Below are 20015 nucleotides of genomic sequence, written 5' to 3' on the forward strand. Positions count from 1 at the left end.
AATGAACCATTAGCAATAGCTTGAGCTAATGGAGGTACAACACCACGTGGTGCTATTGCTCCGAACATCTCCAGTATTACAGCACCATAAGTATACCAGTTTGCTGAAACTAACAGTAATGGTACCTCATAAGGTAAGCAATCATACATCCAGTCTGGGTCAGCTATTGGCGTGAGGTAGGTGAATGGGTCAATCTTAGCCGCCAGAGGCACTATTGGTACGAAGTAATGATACCATGCAAATATTAAAGCCAGCGCAGTATTGTAATCTTGGCTACCTGGCACCGCCGCATTGAAGTAGTTTTGCCAGTTAGTTAAGTTAATGTATCCGAGTGTTGAATTTACACATGCTACAATAGTGCTATTAGGTAACTTGAGTGAAGCCGGCGCAGTTACTGGTGTGCATGTTCCATTAGGCCACTGGAAAGGCCAAGTATCACTACCCTTAACATTAGCTGAAATAGCGTTACCAAAGGCCCACCATGGCCAACTTAATGCCTCCCAAGCGGCATAATAAGATGGAGTAAATGCTGTAGTCCACGTTAATGCTGCAACATATTGGCCACTAGGTATTGTTGTTCCCCAATATGCTCCAGCATCTTGTGCTATTAACTTGGCGTCTAAACCAAAGGCCTGCATTTGAGTAATCGCCTCTGAGGCCATTGTATCCCAGTCAATCCAACCGCTTGGTGCAAGAACCTCAATCGATAATTCAGTACCATTAGGCAGATACCAGAATCCATTAATTTCTTTGAATCCTAAACCTTGAAGCATTTGGGTAGCTTCAGTGGTATTGTATGCACATGGTAATAGATATTGCCTAACACTTGATGGATATATATCGATTGTTTCAGGTGCAATTGGTTGTGGATAGTAATTAGGGTAATTTAATCCCCAAGCCGCAACAACAGCGCTCCTGTTAAATACCATGCATAATGCCTGCCTTAACTTAACAATGTTAAATGGGTATACATGTGGGTTAAATGTAATGCCCCACCCTGATAAGTCTGGTGCAAAATAGGCACTGAACCCACTACTGTTAAGTAACGCCACTTGCTTAATTGATGCAGAACCACCCGCCCAAGTTGCCTTATGGGCAACTAATGATGCAATGTATTGGCTGCCGGTGAAGTACTCCTCAAAGGTTGGATTATAGTAATTCCAGGAGGCTAATGGGAATATTTCCTCCCACCTAGCCAGTAATGGAATATTATTATAATACATGGGTTCTAGGGTTATTTTAAGACTTGATGTACTAATGTAGGATAAACTGTAGGGGAATATTCCCCAGTATGGTACGTTAATCCTACTTATATTTGTTGAGTATATTAATGCTTGTGAGGAATTCATTCCCCTAAGCACGTTAACCACGGGCTTCCAGACTTGCCATGGAGTAGGTATGCTAGCAGTAATGAATAATATCCACTCTATTGGTGACCAGGTTTGGAATAAGAATTGAATTGTATAATTATTAATTACTCTTATGGATTCATCAGCGTATTGAGGCAGCATGAATGGTGCATATGATTGGAATGCCTTATCCTCAATGTAGAAGTAGGCGTAGACATCCCATGCAGTGAATGGCATTGCTGCTGAACCATTAAACCAGTATAAATCATGCCTAAGGTAAACAGTCAAAATACCTGAACCATTAGGAAGAACTTGAATACTCCAATTCCTAGCAAGAACAGGATAGAATTGATTATTGAATGGATTATATAAGGCTAATGGCGCATATGTCATTATACTTGTTACTGAATCTGCTGCAAGTGTATTTGGATAAAATGGGTTATAAATAGGGCCGGTTAACACTAAAGAACCATAGTCAGCCCATATTATTTGAGGTTTCTGAGTTTGTTGAGGTAATGCAATAACCGTGGTGATGATTAATGCTATTAACGATATCATTATGGTTAATTTACCCATGTGCTCCATATATTACCCCTCGTAACTTAGCATGTAATAATTATTAAGCATTATTTGCAATTTATTGCATTTAGCTACATAATACTCATTATGTAGTAAATTATCTTACGTATAGATTCCTTAATTTGCCTATCCACGGTTGACTTATCCTTATTAAGTACCATTGATACTTCACTTAGTGTTGCCCTATTATTTAGGTTAAAGTATCTAAGTTCCCAAGCACTTCTCAAAGTCTTAAACTCATTATTAGTTAATGCTAGTTTAATGTAATCAATTATATTATTCTTGTTTATTACCTGTATAATATCCCTTATACTTACAATGGGTTGGATTTTAAAGTTCATTAACTTACCTATACTTTTTAATGATTCCTTAAAATCATTCACCTTGCCTGATGGTGCTAGTATTAGCCAATCTTGAAAGCCATTGCGTATTGATGATTTAAAGTATGGTATACTGTTCGATACTAGCCTTTCCCTAACAGTGTTTCGGTATGGGCCCATGAACCCCACTAAGTATATATTATCAGTAATCTTCTTCACTAAATCAACATCGTAAATTAAGCCTCTCTTACTGAGCTTGGTAAAGTATTCATGTATGTTAGTTCCCTTATCCACCCACTTAACATTAATTACCTCAATGTTAGCATAATCAATTATTGGGTACCAGGCAGTACTTATGAAGTGTGCATTAATCATCCTAGTCCATAATGTCCAATCACCCCTATGCCTAAACCTAAATGATACTAAGGCTGGTTCACTAATTTTACTTAAGCTTTCCGGAATCACCTAAAATCACCACCAATAATTCAACTTAATCACCTTTAAAGTTTAGATCCACTTGCTTCAGATTACTCGGCTTATTCCCCTTATCCCTAGTCCCCCTATGCTTGGCTTCACAGCGTGATAGCTTAAAAACTAGGTGTTACTTAGTGCCCTTAATGATTAGGGGCATTAATGTGGAGGGGTTACCTAAGGCTGGCCCATACTCACATGCAGTAATTGCTAATGGGTTAGTCTTTGTATCGGGGCAGCTGGGTACTGTTCCAGGTAGGGATTTATCCTTTGAGGATCAGTTCAGGAATGCTGTAGGGAAGATTAGTAAAATACTCACTGAAGCAGGTTCATCACTTGATAATGTTATTAAGGTCACTGTTTACTTAGCTGACGCTAAGTACTTTGATACCATGAATAAGTTATTCAGTGAGTACTTCACAAGTAAGCCAGCTAGAACCACTGTTGTTACTAGTATGATTGATCCCAGGGCATTGATTGAAATAGACGTGGTGGCTGTTGTTAAGAGTTAGGTTTACTCAAATCCCTTATAGTCTTGCGTTAAAATACCCTTAATACCTGGCTTAATAATGGTATATCTTTCACCGATTAAGTCATCAATGAGGGCTTCATCAATGTTAAGTTCCCTAGCATAATCCAGGAGTATAGGCTTTAATTCCCTCACCTCATCTTCAGTTAATTCCCTGTAATCAGCCATTGGCCTTGGTACATGACTAACCTGCAGGACCCTGCTTAACCACTCATTAAATGTGTCCTCAGGATAACCCTCCTCCCTTAGGGCTTCAGCTAATACTTTAATTTCATGCTTTGATGGTGCTAAGCCGACCTTACTGTAATCAACCTTACCCCTAACATATATCCTACCGCCAACCATGCCGCTTCCCACGTAGTTACCTGTTAATTCAAGCTCCCTACCAGCCTTATAGGCGTTAATGCCTAGAATCATTATGACTCCACCAGCCATGTATTCACCCAGGTAATCATCCACCCTACCACCAATGATTAAGTATGGCCTCTTACTGGAGTACTCCCTCATCTGTACACCAACCCTATTACCAGCATTACCTCTAACGAATATTTTACCACCCTGGAAGGTTTGCCCAAGAACGTCCCTAGCATCACCATGAATAATAACCTTACCATCATGCATTGTGTCAGCTACATCATCTTGAGCATTACCATAGACCACGAATTCAATACCATTATTTAAGTTAGCTAATGCATTGCCCGGTGTACCATATATCTCGACCCTAACACCCTTAAGCCTATACCTAGGTAAGTTAACGCCTATGAATCTTTGGCCATTAACGTTAATTACCTTAACGAGCCTACTTCCATTCATAATCCTCTTAAGTATCTCCTCATTAACCTCCCTATACCCTAAACCCTCAGCATTAACCACATCCCCACTTATTTGCCTTGGCCTTGGAAATGACCTAATTGGGAAGAAAACATCCAACTGCTCCTTAGGCCTACCCCAGGATATTACCCCCCTCTTAAGGGATACTATTAAGTAACCACCAGGCGAGAGGGTCCAGACCCTTGCATTTGGTGAGACTGCCCTAATTTCAGCCTCCTCACTGGCGGCATAGTAATACTGGCCATCGTAACCAACCACCACAGGCCTTAACTTAAACCTATCTGCAAGGGCTATTAGGTAAATGTCATTCATGTGGTGCACCATCATTATTATTGTGAAGGGCCCATCAAGCCTAGCCCATCTATATTCGTTAAGTAGCCTTATTAACCACGGGTCAGTGACTCCCCTTAGAGATGGGTTAACCAGAACCTTCACTGCAGTTTCAACATCCAGTCCAATTACCTTAACTAGGTAATTGAACATATAGGCCACTACCTCACTATCAGTGCCAACAAGCCCCTTAACCCCCATTGTGACCCCTAGGTGCACTGCGTTTACACCATAGGAGCTTAATTCACCATTATGAACTACTGCAGTATCGTTTAAGGCGAATGGATGTGACCAATAAGGTAAGTGGCCTGGTGAGTTAGTTGGGAATCTTGTATGCGCTATCCATGCGTCAGCCTCATAATCATTAACACCATATACTTTAGCCACTTCATCAGGATGCCCAATACCCTTGAAGACGGTTAAATGCTTCCCCCAGTAGTAAATCCTACCTATTCCTCCCAGTTCCCATAACCTATTATTGATACCATGCATTAAATCATCAATATTACCATCCACGCCCTCCAACTCATATTCAATATCAATCACTTTACCAACCCTACCCCTCACTTTAACATTAACTACCTTAACTCCACCGTTATCTAAGTGTTCGGTGATTAAATTTTCAATATCGCCATAGTATTCATTAACGGCGAATAACCCAACCTTATACTTATTGTGGCCATTAATCCTCATTGCAGCGTAACCAGCCCCAAGCCCAGCCCCTCTATACTTGACTGCACTTATTGCCTCAACGACATCACTACCCCTTATGCCTGGGGCATTGCTTGCCCTAATAATGCCTAGTATCCCGCATGATGATGGGTAATAGTTCACTATTACCATTCCCCAGCCACCTTAACCTTAAGTAGTTCCTTAACCCTTGGATCAAGGGCCCTCAGCAACTCCCTATTACCAACAATTGTTGAGTAATAGGTGTATACGCCTGCCGCCCCAAGGAGCTGAGCCATTTCCCTCCTTAAACCATTAATAATATTTATTAACTTATCCTCAAAGCCATCTATGGTAACTGCCTTACCTATTATTGAACTTACCTCCACAGCATCGGCACCTAATGCAGCTAGCTTAACGGCATCCCCTGAACTTCTAAGGGATGTCATGTGGGCTATCACATCCATACCATACCTAATTCCCCTCCTCCTAAGTTCAAGATCAGCATTAACCACTGAAACCTCCAAGTCAACCTCACCGCTTAATGCATCATCTATTATTATACCTGAGACTTGGTTTAAGTAGGGTTCAATGGGCTTAATTGGATTTAGTAATGGGGGTAATCTAATGTATATTGGTGAATCATACTCATATACTGCCTTCATGCCGTGTAAGTCACTTAAACTAAGTACTATTGCCCCAATTCCACTAGTCCACTTATTCCACATGATTCTTGAGGAATGCCTACTTGATGGGTTATCAAACCCATATAAGTCTATGGCTAAGTCCATTAGGTGAGCCACGAACTTAGCCTTCTCAATTTGTTCAAGGCCCCAACCGGTAAGTGGCCTAATTATTAATGGCGCCGACATTTGCAGCCTCCCTCCAGCTAAGTAAACCGACATATCTATATCCTCCCTATAGGGGTCTATTGATGGCTTTGTAACCTGGGCCCCATCTAACCTAAGCCAATCAATAAGCCTCTTAGGCGGCTCAACCTCAGGGGGCCCTGTACTACCCATACTACTTATCACTACGTCGCCCTTCTTGGCTAATTGGCTTGCATATATTGAGTAGTCGGGGGTCCATACTGAGCCGCTGTTCTTCAATGGTAATTCACTGGGGCAGTCCCCTTCAACATCAAGTATTTTAGTTAACTCATTATTAATGCAGTATCCCCTAAGTAGGTCCCTCCTTCCAACGAGTTCCCTTACACTCCTTAAGCCTAAATTATCAAGAATTAGCCCCAATTCTGCTTGGAATGCCTTAAGGTAATTGATTACCGCCCTCTTGGCTAAATCATGGTCAACCAGCACTGAGCCGTCAGCTAACCTGCTGGTTATGCCTGCTGGGCAATTGCCCGTGTGGCATGTTCTAGCCATAATGCACCCCATCGAGTTTAAAATCGATGTACCTAAGGCAACTACATCAGCGCCTAAGGCCATAATCTTAGCTGCATCGTCTGCTGATGACACTCTACCTGATGCTACTACAGTAAACCCATCCCTTAGCCCCTCCCTCCTAAGCATCTTATCCACTGAGGCTACAGCTAACTCTATGGGTATGCCCACATTATCCTTAACAACATGCGGTGCGGCTCCAGTTCCAGCGCCGTGGCCATCAATTATTACCCCATCAGCCCCCATTCTAGCTATCCCAACTGCAATGTAGGGGGCGTAATTAGTGGCAGCTATCTTAACTAATACCGGTTTACCTGTAGCCTCCTTGAGAGCATCAATCCTCTGTTTAAGGTCCTCTATTGAGTATATATCATGGTGAGGGGCTGGGGATAGGGCATCAACACCAATGGGTATCCTCCTAACCATTGAAATGGGTCCAGTTACCTTACTACCAGGCAGGTGCCCACCTATACCAGGTTTAGCACCTTGCCCAATCTTAATTACTATACCTAAGCCCCTCATTAATACATCTATGTCAACCCCAAACCTGGCTGAGGCCCATTGGACAAAGATCCTCCTATGCTTAGCAACGTCAGGATGAAGACCCCCCTCCCCTGTTCCAGCCACTAGGTTAAGTTCATCAGCAGCCTCAGCCACAACAACATTAGGAACCCCTGAGAGTGAACCAAAGGACATATCGCCAATATATATTGGTGCCGCTAACTCAATATCACTAATGTAACTTGTTAAGTCTGAATTATATGTTTCATCCCCCTTGAGCACCACTTCATCTTTACCGAAACTTAACCTATCAAGAATCCTATAAATCCTAGCTCCCCTCCTAAATATCCTAATAGGCCTTCCTGTTACAGCCATTTGCCTAATCTCACTAACAACATTACTACTCCAGAAGTCCCTTGTATAATCTTTATTGAGTATTTTAAGGAAACTATTTATAATCCTTACATTATCAAGGCGCTCTACGTAGTGCACAGTATGCTAGCTAATAGGGTATATTTAAGCATTACCCATAGGGTTAATTCTCCTTACATTTTGTATAGTGCAAGTATAAAACTTAGCATAGTATATAGAGTTAGTTTAGCTGATTGGAGTCAACGCGTGGAATGCTTAATGTTAATGGCCTACTGAGTTATTGATGAATCATTAGGTGCAGATCAGGTGAACTTCATGATTCATCATCTTCCATTTATTAAAAATGAACCTGCCGTATACCCTTCGCCCACTTAGGATTAAGGGTAGCCAGAGTGAGTCATCCTCCCACATTGAGTTAAAGGGTATTTCATTAATGTTAAACCATAGTGGCTCAGCTTCATCACTTTCCTTAGGTTCACCATCATAATCACCGGCTGTGAACACGTGAACGAAGTGAATGGATTCAACACTATTATTATCGTAATTCCAGAACTCTAAGAGCCCCATCCATTTTAATCCCATCGGCCTAACGCCAATTTCCTCAATGCATTCCCTAATTACTGCATTGTAAACATCCTCATTATCCTCAACCTTACCACCAACCCCGTTAAAGTAACCGGCACCTAATCCCCTCTTCTTCCTTATTAACAGTACTTTACCATTCTTAACTATATATAGTAATGTTTCCAGAAATATCATAAATGCTTAATAACCCTGAGATTATTAAGGATTCTCACTGTAGGTTAGATCTTAGGCTGGTTGAACATGGGTGCTCATTCCTGCTACATTAGGAAAGGTTTATATAGAAGCGGTTTTAAGGGCACGTATGAGTCAGCAGGCCTACATTGCTCAGATAGGTGGAGTCCCTGTACTGGTGCTTAAGGAGGGGACGCAGAGGGCCTTTGGTAAGGAGGCGCTTAGGATAAACATAATGGTTGCCAAGGCGGTATCAGAGGTAATGAGGACCACACTGGGGCCTAAGGGTATGGATAAGATGCTTATTGATAGCCTCGGTGACATAACTATAACCAATGATGGCGCAACAATACTTAATGAAATGGATGTACAACACCCAATAGGTAAGTTACTGGTTGAGATAGCTAAGACGCAGGACGATGAGGTTGGTGACGGCACAACAACCGCAGTGGTGTTGGCTGGGGCGCTACTTGATGAGGCGGAGAAGTTAATTGAGAAGAACATTCACCCAACAGTCATAATATCAGGCTTCAAGAAGGGCCTTGACGCCGCAATTCAGTACTTAACCAAGATAGCTACTCCAGTGGATAGGGATAATATTGATGTTCTTAAGAAGGTGGCTGCAACATCAATGCATGGTAAGATTAGTGAAACGGTTAAGGATCAATTCGCTGAGTTGGCGGCCAAGGCAGTTTCAATGATTAAGGAGCAGAGGGGTGATAAGTGGATTGCTGACTTAGATAATGTCCAATTAGTCAAGAAGCATGGCGGCAGCTTACTTGATACTCAGCTTATTCAGGGTGTGGTTATTGATAAGGAGGTTGTCCACGCCGCAATGCCCAAGAAGATTACTAACGCCAAGATAGCCCTACTTGACGCCCCACTTGAGGTTGAGAAGCCTGAAATTGATGCTGAGATTAGGATCCAGGACCCAACTCAGATTAAGGCATTCCTAGATGAGGAGGAGAATATACTGAGGGGTTATGTTGATAAGCTTAAGTCAATAGGCGCCAATGTAATCTTCACAACTAAGGGTATTGATGACATAGCCCAATACTACTTAGCTAAGGCTGGTATTATGGCTGTTAGGAGGGTTAAGAGGAGTGACATTGAGAAGCTTGTTAGGGCAACTGGAGGTAGGCTAGTAACCAATATAGATGACTTAACCGAGAATGACCTAGGCTTCGCCGGATTAGTTGAGGAGAGGAGGGTTGGAGATGAGAAGATGGTCTTCGTTGAACAATGCAAGAACCCGAAGGCAGTAAGCATCCTCATTAGGGGTGGGTTTGAGAGGCTGGTTGATGAGGCTGAGAGGAATCTAACAGATGCCTTAAGCGTAGTATCAGATGTGATAGAGAACCCATTCATAGTACCAGGTGGTGGTGCACCGGAGATTGAGGCAGCTAAGGCTGTTAGGCAATTGGCGGCTAAGGTTAGTGGTAGGGAGCAGTACGCAATTGAAGCCTTCGCCAATGCATTAGAGGCAGTGCCTAAGACCCTTGCGGAGAACGCCGGCCTTGATGCAGTGGACATACTCACTGAGCTTAGGCATATGCATGAGAGTAGGGAGGATGGGTGGAAGTACGGTATTGACGCCTTCAGTGGTAAGGTAGCTGACATGGTGGCAATGAATATTGTTGAACCACTGGTTGTTAAGACCCAGGCCTATAAGGCTGCAGTGGAGGCTACATCAATGATCCTTAGGATTGATGAGATAATAGCTGCAAGTAAGATTGAGAGTGGTGGCGAGAAGGGTAAGAAGGAGGGGGAGGAGGGAGCTGGTTCAACAGGGGGAGGCCTTGAGTAATTAAAATAAATCAACTGGTTAATAGTTTTAAACCAATGTAAATTTTATCACCTAAATTTGGCCTACTACTTATATTACCCTCCATGTGGAGTATGAAGCCGCCTATTGATATTCTCATGAGGTTATCCCCCAGGTAATACACCATACCCCACATGTATACGTCCCAATTCCCCTTGTAATTCTCATCCTTACTACTGGAAAGTGAAACAAGCATTGAGTCGCCTTGCTTAAACTTATTAATAATGGCTGGCAACTCAATAGTAATTAACGCCCCCTCACCCTCAAGCTTAAGCTTAACCACGTTATTAGGCTCATACTCAATCCCCGTAACCTTATACGTACCCCTATACTCGTACATAGGTGGGTTTATACTATTAGAGTTTAAAAAGGCCACTGCATAAGTCCACTGGTATGGCCTTTGGTGAAGGAGCAAGGCGATTCAATGCGGAGGTAATGGGTATGTTGGGTAGGAAGGTCCTAGTTAATCTCATGGGTGGTTCATTCTATAGGGGGCAATTAGTCGGTATAGATCAGGGATTAAACATTGTCTTGGTTGATGTTACTAATGATAAGAATGAAAGGTTCCCGAAGGTTTTAATTAAATCCGAGGCAATTAGGGATATTGCCCTAGTGGAGGAGTACATTGATTTAAGGGAATTAGCTAAGATACTTGAAAAGTACTTCCCAGGAATGGTTAAGTACATTGAGGAGACTAATACCATAATAGTGAGTGAAAACGTCACTGTTACCGAAGAGGGTGTTAAGGGAACTGGGCTGGTGGCTAGGAGGGTTAAGGAAATATATGATGAATACGTTCAGTCGAGGAAGAGGTAATGTTTGAGGTAATAGAGAAGGATGAGATAGCTAGGATTGGGAAACTACGCACTAGGCATGGTGTAATAGAAACCCCTGCATTATTCCCAGTAATAAACCCAAGTAGGCAGTATGTTGATTTAGGTAAGATTAAGGAACTTGGGTTTAACCAAATAATAACCAACGCCTACATTATAAGGGGGGCTTATGGCGATACTGCTAAGGAGGTTGGGCTTCATGAACTCTTGGGTTGGGATGGCCCATTGATGACTGATTCAGGGGCGTATCAAATACTCCAATACGGCAACATTGAGGTAAGCCCTGATGATGCCTTAAGGTACCAGGTTGAAATAGGCAGTGACATAGGCGTCATACTTGATATACCAACCAGTTACCCAAGGCCAAGGGAGCTTGTGGAGGTTGAGGTTAATGAAACCATTAGGAGGGCTAGGAGGGCTATGCTTCAACTTAAGGAGCTGGATCCTGAACATAGGATGCTTATAGTTGGACCAACCCAGGGGGGTGTTTATAGGGATTTACTAGCCTACTCAGCTAAAGCTATCTCAGGATTACCCTTCGACATATATGCAATAGGCAGCCCAACCACCCTTCTTCAAGCCTATAACTTCACAAGCATAATTAAAATTATACTTACGGTTAAGTCAATAGTACCATTCGGCAAACCAATACACCTGTTTGGCGTCGGCCACCCATTAATACTACCCCTGGCAGTGGCCTTGGGTATTGATTTATTTGACTCAGCCTCATACATGCTTTACGCTAATGATGATAGAATAATCTTAAGCAGTAGGACTGTTAGGTTAAGTGAATTAGATAAGGATTACGTCCTTGATGGTTGCGGTAAGAGGGTGGGGGAGTTAATGGAGATGAGTAAGGAGGAGAGGGTTAGGTTCATTGCGCAGCATAACCTATGGTCGCTGTCAAGGGAGGTAATGGAGATTAAACAGAGGATTAGGGAACATGACATCTGGGGTTACGTGGCCCAGAAGGCTAGGCAGCACCCATCAGTTTACAGGGCTTACTTAACATTAAAGGAAAGCCCACTATTCCGTAGGCTAGTCATTAAATTAGCCAGTGGACTTAAGGTCAATGCTACTCAGTTAAGCATCCTAGATAACAGTGACTTAACTAGGCCTGAGGTTCAGTGGGCTAGGCGTAGGTTAAGGAGGTTGATTAAAGGTATGGGTGATTTAACTAATGCCCTCATAATAATTGGTGATTATGAGGAGCCCTTCATAAGGACTCAGGTCGCAAATGAGGTTATTAGGATTGGTGTGAGGGCCTTCACTTATAATGAGGTTTACGGCTTAATCCCCATTGAATTAAGCGATGTATACCCCTTCTCCCAAACGGTTCGGGTAAATGTTAAACCAAGGCCCATTAAGTATACGTTAAGGGATTCAATAATACTAGTGGAGGATAAGTATAGGGATATGGTTAGGTTCATTAAGTGCAGCGGTGAATGCATCATAATTTACATCGACTCACTTAAAAATATTAGAGCCTACGAGAAGTACATAAAACTAGCCTTAATGAAGCACGCCACTGAAGGTGATGCTAAACCTAAGTGAACTTCATGAAGCCACGCTTCAGTTTAAGGCAATAACCTTAAAATCAATTATAGGTTACTGCCACTGTATAGCTTAGCCAGCTCCAGGTAAGCCTTATAATTATCAATTATCCTACGCACATCATCATCAGTAACGCTCCTAATGACCCTTGCTGGTACACCAACAGCCACGCTCCTAGGTGGTATCCTAGTACCCTCAGTAACCACTGCACCAGCACCTATTATTGAGTACTCACCCACCTCAGCATTATTAAGCAGAATAGCCCCCATACCCACTAATACATAATCATTGATTCTGGCTCCATGAACTATTGCCCTATGCCCAATAGTAACACCCTCACCTATAACGGTCCTTATTCCCCTATCAGTGTGAACCACAACGTGGTCCTGCAAGTTACTGAACCTACCTATTGAAATAGAATCCTCATCACCCCTAACAACAGCATAAGGCCATAGGCTAACCTCATCACCAACATCCACATCTCCAATTACATACGCAGTATTAGCTATGAAAACACCTCTACCAATCCTAGGCACCTTACCATTAAAACTAATGATGGGCATAGGGGCCTCTTAAGTGTGTTTAATTATAAGATTTACCCTCATTGCTTCATACCTAGTAAGGATTTTATGCTTAAGTAACGCTAAGCTGCAACGAAATGTCTACATTAAATAGAGCTCTAATGATTACTGGAATATTGATTCTAATCACCGCTACAGTATTATTAGCCTTAACGATACCAATGGTGCATTACATGAGTTATTACCACTGCATGGGTATTATGTGCGGCCCAATACCGTATTACCCATTAATATTACCAGTAACCCTACTTGCCTTACCCTTCACATTACTGAGAATAATGCGGAGTACTTATACTTCTAGGTTAAAAATGTGATGGAATCAATTATAGGGGATGCTGATTACCTCAAGTACTATTAATTGATGCTACCCTTCTTAGTAACAAAACGGCTATAAGCACTATCATAACTAGAAGAGTAATATGAAGAGAATACATAGTAACCACATGATTGATGGGGGCCTCACACCACTCTCTCCAGACCATGGTCCTGGCCCCTACCATCCCATGCCGCACCATGGGTGGAAGAGCATTGGCTCAATCATATACAATAGTGGGATAATTAATAGCATGGCCTCACCTCGCCACTGCTTCACTCTGGTTAGTTTACTTAAGCTAACTACTACGCTGGCTTAATGGTTTCGAGTACGTAAAATTTCGGTTAAACTGGTGTGAAGCTAATTTACCCTTGGTTTCAGGAAATGATACTGGGTGGCGCCTAAACCCTATTGCCTTATGTTGGGAAATTTAATTAAGGTTAGTTAAGGAGGCTTCAGGAGTGATGATTCTAGAGCCCACTGATTAATGAAGATGAATGCCGCTACTGATTATGTTAATATGTCGATTAATTTACCTCTTTTAACCGAGTTCACTATTTCATGGGCTATCCTCTCACCCATGTCCATTGGTTTATCGAAGTACAGTACTGAGTAGGGGCTACCTATACCCATGTAGACGTTTGTGCCGGCAACAATCCTCCCAGAGAACTCGAAGACAATTATTGATAAGTCATCCCTAATTATTGACTCTAAACTATATGGCCCTATCATACCTGGTGGTACTAATTCGGCAACTGCCCTTGAGAAGCCTTCACCATACTTCTGCACAATGGGCAATAGTGATTCCCTTAGAACCACCGGAATATTACCAACAACCACGAAGGTTGGTTCAGCTAGGTTAAATGACCTGCCATCAACGTTACTCTCATATCTTAAATCCATTCCAAATAATTCAACACGGCCATACACCTTTGAGCCAAAGTAATGGTAGTAGGCGGGTACGCCAATCACGTACTCCTGTATTATGTAATCATCCCCCACGTTAATGCTGCTTAACTTACTTACAAGTTCATTAGCATCCTTAGCTATGAAGTAACCCCTACCACCCTTTGCGCCAGATAACTTAACTATAACTGGCCTATCCACTTGAGTTGGATCATTAAATGACTTAGGTATGGGTATCCCAGCGTATTCAAGCAGCTTCATTTTCTTCCTCTGATCAGCCTCCCACTCAATAATATACCTATTACCGAAGGTTGGGATAGGCATATTCAATGCCCTCCTCCATCCAACATACTCCACGTAACTACCGTGGGGTATGAGTATTGAATTATCCTTAACTAAGTCACCTGCAAGCTGCTCCATACTGCCTAAATCCACTTCAATAACCTTATCTATGAAGGTGAAGCGCCTATAAAACCAACCTGACCCAGGCTTAGCCACAGCCACGGTACCTAACCCAAGCCTCTTAGCTCCCCTCAATATTTGGAGTGAGGAGTGGCTTGCTATTGTTACTACTTTTAATTTACTTAAATCGTAGTTCTTTAAGGTTGCCTCAATATTCATGTGGTCACCTTATCAAGCATATTATTGGCTATAGCCTCCTTAATCTCAATGGCTATCCTCCTACCTATTGATATTGGTTTACCGAAATACAACTTACTATACTGCCCACCAATACCCAGATACGCATTGGTACCACCACCTATCCTGGGTGCAACGTCATAAACCACAAGGTCCAATTCAGGGGTAACCATGAATTGAAGGGTGAATGGCCCTATAACCCCAGGAGGCACCATTTCCTCAGCCGCCTTAACGAACCTATGGCCTATCTCAAAGATCTTCTCCAGTAGGCTTTCCCTTATGGTTGCTGGCTCATGGCCAACCTCAATGTACCTAACATCAATATTAAGCCCAATTTGATCCTGGGCCGGTATCCTGTAGACGCCGTCTAGATTTGATTGAATCCTCCTATCAAAACTATGTAATTCAAGCCTCTCCCTAACCTTAGAGTAGAAGTAGTTGGCATTGAAATGAGCGCCAATCACTAATTCCTCTATTGAAGCGTTCCCTAAGTCACTTAACCTTATAATACCCTTATCTGCTAATTCCTTAACCTTCCTCAATGCATCATCCCTATCCCTAGCTATGAAGAATCCCCTCTCAACCCTCCTAGCGGCCTCAGGGAGCTTAATCATAACTGGCCTATCAACCTCATCAATACTATTAAAGGTCCTCGGCCTCCTAATCCCGGCGCTGTCAAGTAGCTTATAGTAATTATACGGGCCAGTCCTCTCCTCCCACCTGAGTAGCCTCCTATTGCCGAAGATTGGTATTGGGAACTTATCCTCAATATTATCGTAACCCACGTATACTGCAAAGGACCTGTTAGGTACGAAGACTGCCTCACTGCTTCTTAACTCATTAATTATATGTTCATTAATCATATCCTTGAAGTCATCAACAAGGATTAACTTATCCACCACTGGGAATTCACGGTAAGGTAAATCCCTACCCCTCTTAGCCACCGCTACTGTGTTAAAACCCTCATCCTTAGCGCCATCCAATACGTCTAATGCTGAGTGGCTTGCCAGTACGGCTATAGTTACCATGTAATCATTATTAATCAACTTGCCTTTTAAATATTTCGCAAGGGCCAGTAATGTTTAATCAATTAATTAAACGGAACTTACCTAAACCCAAGCATACTCATTGCCTCACGCTCCTTGATGCAAGCCTCCTCAGCCTTATTGAGTAGTTTAGTGCATGATTCAGCAATATTCCTTGCAATAACGCCAGCATAACCCACGTAGTTGCCTGGCCTTAAATTCAAAAGCAGTTCATCATTAACACCTAATTCCTTAATTGCGTTAAGGTAATCATTCATGCTCATTCTCGGCACCCTAAATAACCTCAGGGATTTCTCATAGGCATCAGCCTGACCAAGTGCTCTTAACCTAACTTGAACAGCCTCACTTAAGACCTCCCAATGATTATTTAAGTCATTAATTAAAGCATCCTCATTAACCTCAATACCCTCCATAAACTTCCTAAGCCTCCTTAACCCAAGTATCACGTAACCTATGGCTAATCCAAGGTTCCTCTTAATCGTGGAGTCACTTAAATCCCTCTGTAGCCTACTTAACTGTAGGATTTTAGAAACCTCCATGAGTATTGAGGACCCTAACTTCAAATTACCCTCAGCATTCTCAAGGTCCACTGGATTAACCTTATGAGGCATTGTTGATGATCCAATAGCCTTCCCCTTAAACCTAATGTAACCAAGCATTGAATACATCCATACATCTTGAGCCAGGTTAATTAATGAATATGATGTTAAGCTTACCATGGCAAGGATATGAGTTAAGTTATCTGGGGGTAGGATTTGCGTTGATACTGGTGTAGGTTCGAGGTTAAGTGATGATACGAAGTTCATTAATTCCCTCGGCCAATCCAATTGAGCAATCATTGTGAAGCTGGCCATTGAACCACTTGCCCCAGCCACCTTACCATTAATCTTAAGGTTAATTAAACTACTTATCCATGAGCATAACCTATAGGCGTGATAAGCCATTTCCTTACCGAAGGTTGTTGGTGTTGCTGGTTGCCCATGCGTTCTAGCAATCATGGGGGTGTCAGCATACTTATTAATTAAGGCAACCAGCACCCTGCCTAAATCCACTAGGCTTGGTATTAAGTATTCATAAAGCATTCTCTTGAGCATTATCCCCATTGCCAAATTATTAACATCCTCTGAGGTTAAGCCCAAGTGTATTAAGTGAGCGTAATGCTCGAGGCCAATTGCCTTTAACTTACCTCTCAATACGTATTCAATTGCCTTAACATCATGCCCCAGCTCATCTTCAAGCCTCCTAACCTCATTAACATCACCATCACTTAACCTAACTCCCCTTAATCTCCACCTCTCCTCATCATTAATCGGCTTCACTAAGCCTATACTTGATAACTTATCTATGAGGAATTCAAGGTAAAGTAACTCAACCTTAGCGCGGTATGTTATGAAGGCCTCCTCCGAGGCCACCTCATGGTAACCCTTTAATTCATTTCTATACCTGGCATCAAGGGGGCTTAGTAAATCCACTTCAGTTGATCTAATTGGGGTTAATAAACCCTCCCCATCATTTAATTAATTAATGTAATAATATGTTGATTATTAAACGAAAAATTTAAAAATAATCTGAATTATTTAATTAAAAAGTGCCTCTTACAGTAGTTGTAGGTGGTTTCTTCGGTGACGAGGGTAAGGGTAAAGTAGTCTCATACCTCAGCCTTGTTGATAAACCCGATATATGCGTTAGAACAGGTTCAATAAACGCAGGCCACACGGTGAATTTAAGGGGTCGTACATGGAAGGTTAGGATAATACCCTCATGCTTCCCCAATGAGGAGGCTAGGTTAATGATAGCCCCAGGGGCATTATTCAGCATTAGCGTCCTCATGAGGGAAATTGAGGAAACAGGCAGTAGGGGGAGGGTTTGGGTCGACTACTCCTCAGGTATTATTGAGGATAAGCATGTTGAGGCGGAAAGGAAGGATGAGTACCTCATGAAGACTATTGGTTCAACAGGTCAAGGAGTTGGTGCCGCTATGGTGGATAGGGTGCTTAGGAGGCTTAAGTTGGCTAGGGACTTTGAGGAATTAAAGGGCATGTTGATTGACGTGCCCAGGGAGGTTAATGAATCGCTAGAAAGGGGTAGGCTTGTAATTATTGAGGGTACTCAAGGTACGTTCCTAAGCCTATACCATGGCACGTACCCATACGTCACAAGTAGGGATACCGCGGCATCAGGTGTGTTAAGTGAAGTTGGTGTTAGCCCAAGGAGTGTGAATGATATTGTACTGGTCTTTAAGGCATTCGTAAGTAGGGTTGGGGCAGGGGAATTACCTGGTGAATTAAAGCCTGAGGATGCGGAGGCCAGGGGTTGGGTTGAGAGGGGGACTGTGACTGGTAGATTAAGGAGGGTTGCGCCATTCAACATGGATTTAGCCAAGAGGGCTGTAATGCTGAATAAGCCCACTCAAATAGCCATAACGAAGCTTGATGCATTATTCCCGGAGGCTAAAGGAAGGAGGAGGTGGGAGGAATTACCTATTGAGGCTAGGAGGTGGGTGAATAATATTAGTGAGGAGTTGGGTGTTCCAGTTACGTTAATTGGAACAGGAGAGGATGCTTTCGATATGGTTGATTTAAGGGGTGGATCACCGTGATTTACGATGTAGCCATAATTGGGGCTGGGCCGGCTGGCTTATTTGCTGCATATGAGCTTACTAGGAATGCAGATGGGTTAAGCATTGCATTAGTGGATAAGGGTTATATGGCTAGGCAAAGGCATTGCCCACTGGCAAAGGTTGGGAAGTGCGTCTGCGTTCCATGCCACATAACCCATGGCATAGGGGGTGCGGGATTATTTAGTAGTGGCATAATAAACCTAAGGCCAGACATAGGTGGTGACCTACATGAGCTAGTGGGTAGCTGGAGCACCTCAATGAGTATTATAAACTACATTGATGATGTCTTCATTAAGTTTGGTGCGCCGCAGGATAGGGTTTTTGAACCAAGTGGCTCACTCTTTGAGGATTATCAAAGATCCTTAGCTAAGGTTGGGGCTCAATTAGTGCCCATTAGGCAAAGGCACATTGGGACTGATGGATCAATTAGGGTTATTGAAAACTTCACATCATACCTTAAGGAGGCTGGCGTTAACATCATAGTGGGCACCTCTGTTGAGCATATTATACGTAGTGATGGCCTATTTAAGCTTAAGACTAAGAGGGGTGAATTAGAGGCTAGGACAGTACTTATTGCACCAGGTAGGGCTGGTGCAGAGTGGTTTAGGGATGAGGCTAGGAGGATTGGTATTGAGCTTAACCCAAATCCGCTGGACGTGGGAGTTAGGGTTGAAGTGCCTAAGTATGTTATGGACCCATTAACTGAACTATACATGGACCCTAAGGTAATAATGTACACTAAGTCTCATGATGATAAAGTTAGGACATTCTGCGTTAATCCAGGCGGCTTCGTGGTAATGGAGAATTACGATGATAAGACCATTGGGGTTAATGGTGAAACCTACTTAGATAGAAAGAGTAGTAACACTAACTTCGCATTATTAACATCAATAAGGTTAACGGACCCAATGGAGGATACTATTGAGTATGGTAAATCCATAGCCAAATTAGCCACTAAGCTAGGTGGGGGGAAGCCTATAATTCAGAGGCTAGGTGATTTAGAGGATGGAAGGAGATCAACGTGGGATAGGATTAGGAGGAGTATAGTGGAGCCAACTCTTAAATTCACGACACCGGGGGATATAGGGATGGCGTTACCCCACAGGATTATTGATAACCTCCTGGAATTCCTGCATAAGGTTGATAACGTAGTGCCCGGCCTAGCATCAAAGTACACGCTACTCTACGCACCTGAAATAAAGTACTACAGCATGAGGGCTGTTGTGAATAGGCTAATGGAAACCACAGTTGATGGCATTTTTGCAGCTGGTGATGGAGCGGGCTTATCAAGGGGAATTAACGTTGCAGCAGCTACGGGTGTAATTGCTGCTTGGGGCATATTAACTAAGCTTGGTAAGGATGTTAAAAATGAATTATTTAATAAATTAAAGTAATGTAAAATCATAGCCACCCCTATTATTACCATTAAGATTTATTTCAATTAACATGCTTACCATTTAAGTAATTGATTATATGCTTATTATTATCATTTAATTAATTAATCTAATATTATTTTAAAATAAAGGAAAATTATTTAAACTGGTTTACTCAGTGGTTTGTATGGAGGGCGGTAGGGGTTTGTTTGTTAGGG

16 protein-coding genes are annotated in these 20015 nt (G+C 42.5%); 6 read left to right on the plus strand and 10 right to left on the minus strand.

What is annotated here, in order from left to right:
- Positions 1–1907 (minus strand): ABC transporter substrate-binding protein (locus BP896_RS02785; RefSeq protein ID WP_291765408.1); only part of this gene is annotated, 1907 nt, incomplete at its 3' end.
- A 92-nt stretch (positions 1908–1999) separates the two neighbouring features.
- Complete coding sequence (locus BP896_RS02790; RefSeq protein WP_291765410.1) at positions 2000–2713, minus strand: helix-turn-helix domain-containing protein; 714 nt, start codon at positions 2711–2713, stop codon at positions 2000–2002.
- Between the two features lie 152 nt (positions 2714–2865).
- On the opposite strand from BP896_RS02790, the gene BP896_RS02795 reads away from it, so the two are divergent.
- Complete coding sequence (locus BP896_RS02795; protein ID WP_291765411.1) at positions 2866–3231, plus strand: RidA family protein; 366 nt, start codon at positions 2866–2868, stop codon at positions 3229–3231.
- A gap of 2 nt (positions 3232–3233) precedes the next feature.
- Here the strand turns inward: BP896_RS02795 and BP896_RS02800 are convergent, their stop codons facing one another.
- The 3 genes from BP896_RS02800 to BP896_RS02810 all read right to left on the minus strand — a co-directional run bounded on the left by BP896_RS02800 (position 3234) and on the right by BP896_RS02810 (position 8110).
- Complete coding sequence (locus tag BP896_RS02800) at positions 3234–5252, minus strand: glutamate synthase (RefSeq protein ID WP_291765413.1); 2019 nt, start codon at positions 5250–5252, stop codon at positions 3234–3236.
- Entirely contained in the window at positions 5246–7471 is a 2226-nt protein-coding gene (locus BP896_RS02805) for an FMN-binding glutamate synthase family protein (protein WP_291765415.1), read from the minus strand. Before BP896_RS02805 ends, BP896_RS02800 begins: the two co-directional genes overlap by 7 nt.
- A 171-nt stretch (positions 7472–7642) precedes the next feature.
- Positions 7643–8110, minus strand: coding sequence for an 8-oxo-dGTP diphosphatase (locus BP896_RS02810; RefSeq protein WP_291765417.1), 468 nt, complete (start codon positions 8108–8110; stop codon positions 7643–7645).
- Positions 8111–8237: 127 nt separating this feature from the next.
- Here BP896_RS02810 and thsB point away from each other — a divergent pair, with 127 nt between their 5' ends.
- Positions 8238–9914, plus strand: coding sequence for a thermosome subunit beta (gene thsB, locus BP896_RS02815; protein ID WP_291765419.1), 1677 nt, complete (start codon positions 8238–8240; stop codon positions 9912–9914).
- A gap of 10 nt (positions 9915–9924) precedes the next feature.
- Here thsB and BP896_RS02820 read toward each other — a convergent pair whose 3' ends face one another.
- Entirely contained in the window at positions 9925–10272 is a 348-nt protein-coding gene (locus BP896_RS02820) for a hypothetical protein (RefSeq protein ID WP_291765420.1), read from the minus strand.
- Between the two features lie 53 nt (positions 10273–10325).
- Between BP896_RS02820 and BP896_RS02825 the strand changes: the two genes are divergently transcribed.
- Together BP896_RS02825 and tgtA are read left to right on the plus strand one after the other, a co-directional pair.
- On the plus strand, positions 10326–10748 hold the full coding sequence (locus BP896_RS02825) for an Lsm family RNA-binding protein (protein ID WP_291765422.1): 423 nt from the start codon (positions 10326–10328) through the stop codon (positions 10746–10748).
- Positions 10748–12319, plus strand: coding sequence for a tRNA guanosine(15) transglycosylase TgtA (tgtA, locus tag BP896_RS02830; RefSeq protein WP_291765423.1), 1572 nt, complete (start codon positions 10748–10750; stop codon positions 12317–12319). The genes BP896_RS02825 and tgtA overlap by 1 nt, the downstream gene beginning before the upstream one ends.
- Before the next feature lie 47 nt (positions 12320–12366).
- Here the strand turns inward: tgtA and BP896_RS02835 are convergent, their stop codons facing one another.
- The 4 genes from BP896_RS02835 to purB form a co-directional block, all read right to left on the minus strand.
- Complete coding sequence (locus BP896_RS02835) at positions 12367–12882, minus strand: gamma carbonic anhydrase family protein (RefSeq protein WP_291765425.1); 516 nt, start codon at positions 12880–12882, stop codon at positions 12367–12369.
- An 841-nt stretch (positions 12883–13723) separates the two neighbouring features.
- On the minus strand, positions 13724–14734 hold the full coding sequence (locus tag BP896_RS02840; RefSeq protein ID WP_291765433.1) for a formate--phosphoribosylaminoimidazolecarboxamide ligase: 1011 nt from the start codon (positions 14732–14734) through the stop codon (positions 13724–13726).
- 2 nt (positions 14735–14736) lie between these two features.
- Positions 14737–15786, minus strand: coding sequence for a formate--phosphoribosylaminoimidazolecarboxamide ligase family protein (locus BP896_RS02845; RefSeq protein WP_291765427.1), 1050 nt, complete (start codon positions 15784–15786; stop codon positions 14737–14739).
- 77 nt (positions 15787–15863) lie between these two features.
- On the minus strand, positions 15864–17276 hold the full coding sequence (purB, locus tag BP896_RS02850; protein WP_291765428.1) for an adenylosuccinate lyase: 1413 nt from the start codon (positions 17274–17276) through the stop codon (positions 15864–15866).
- Between the two features lie 116 nt (positions 17277–17392).
- Here purB and BP896_RS02855 point away from each other — a divergent pair, with 116 nt between their 5' ends.
- Together BP896_RS02855 and BP896_RS02860 are read left to right on the plus strand one after the other, a co-directional pair.
- The gene (locus BP896_RS02855; RefSeq protein WP_291765430.1) at positions 17393–18403 is read left to right on the plus strand and encodes an adenylosuccinate synthetase; all 1011 of its coding nucleotides are present in this window, start codon (positions 17393–17395) and stop codon (positions 18401–18403) included.
- Positions 18400–19818 (plus strand): NAD(P)/FAD-dependent oxidoreductase, encoded by a 1419-nt coding sequence (locus BP896_RS02860; protein WP_291765431.1) that lies wholly within the window; start codon positions 18400–18402, stop codon positions 19816–19818. Before BP896_RS02855 ends, BP896_RS02860 begins: the two co-directional genes overlap by 4 nt.
- Positions 19819–20015: the final 197 nt, after the last annotated feature.

Source organism: Caldivirga sp. UBA161 (genome assembly GCF_002506515.1).
In the GTDB taxonomy this organism is placed as follows: domain Archaea; phylum Thermoproteota; class Thermoprotei; order Thermoproteales; family Thermocladiaceae; genus Caldivirga.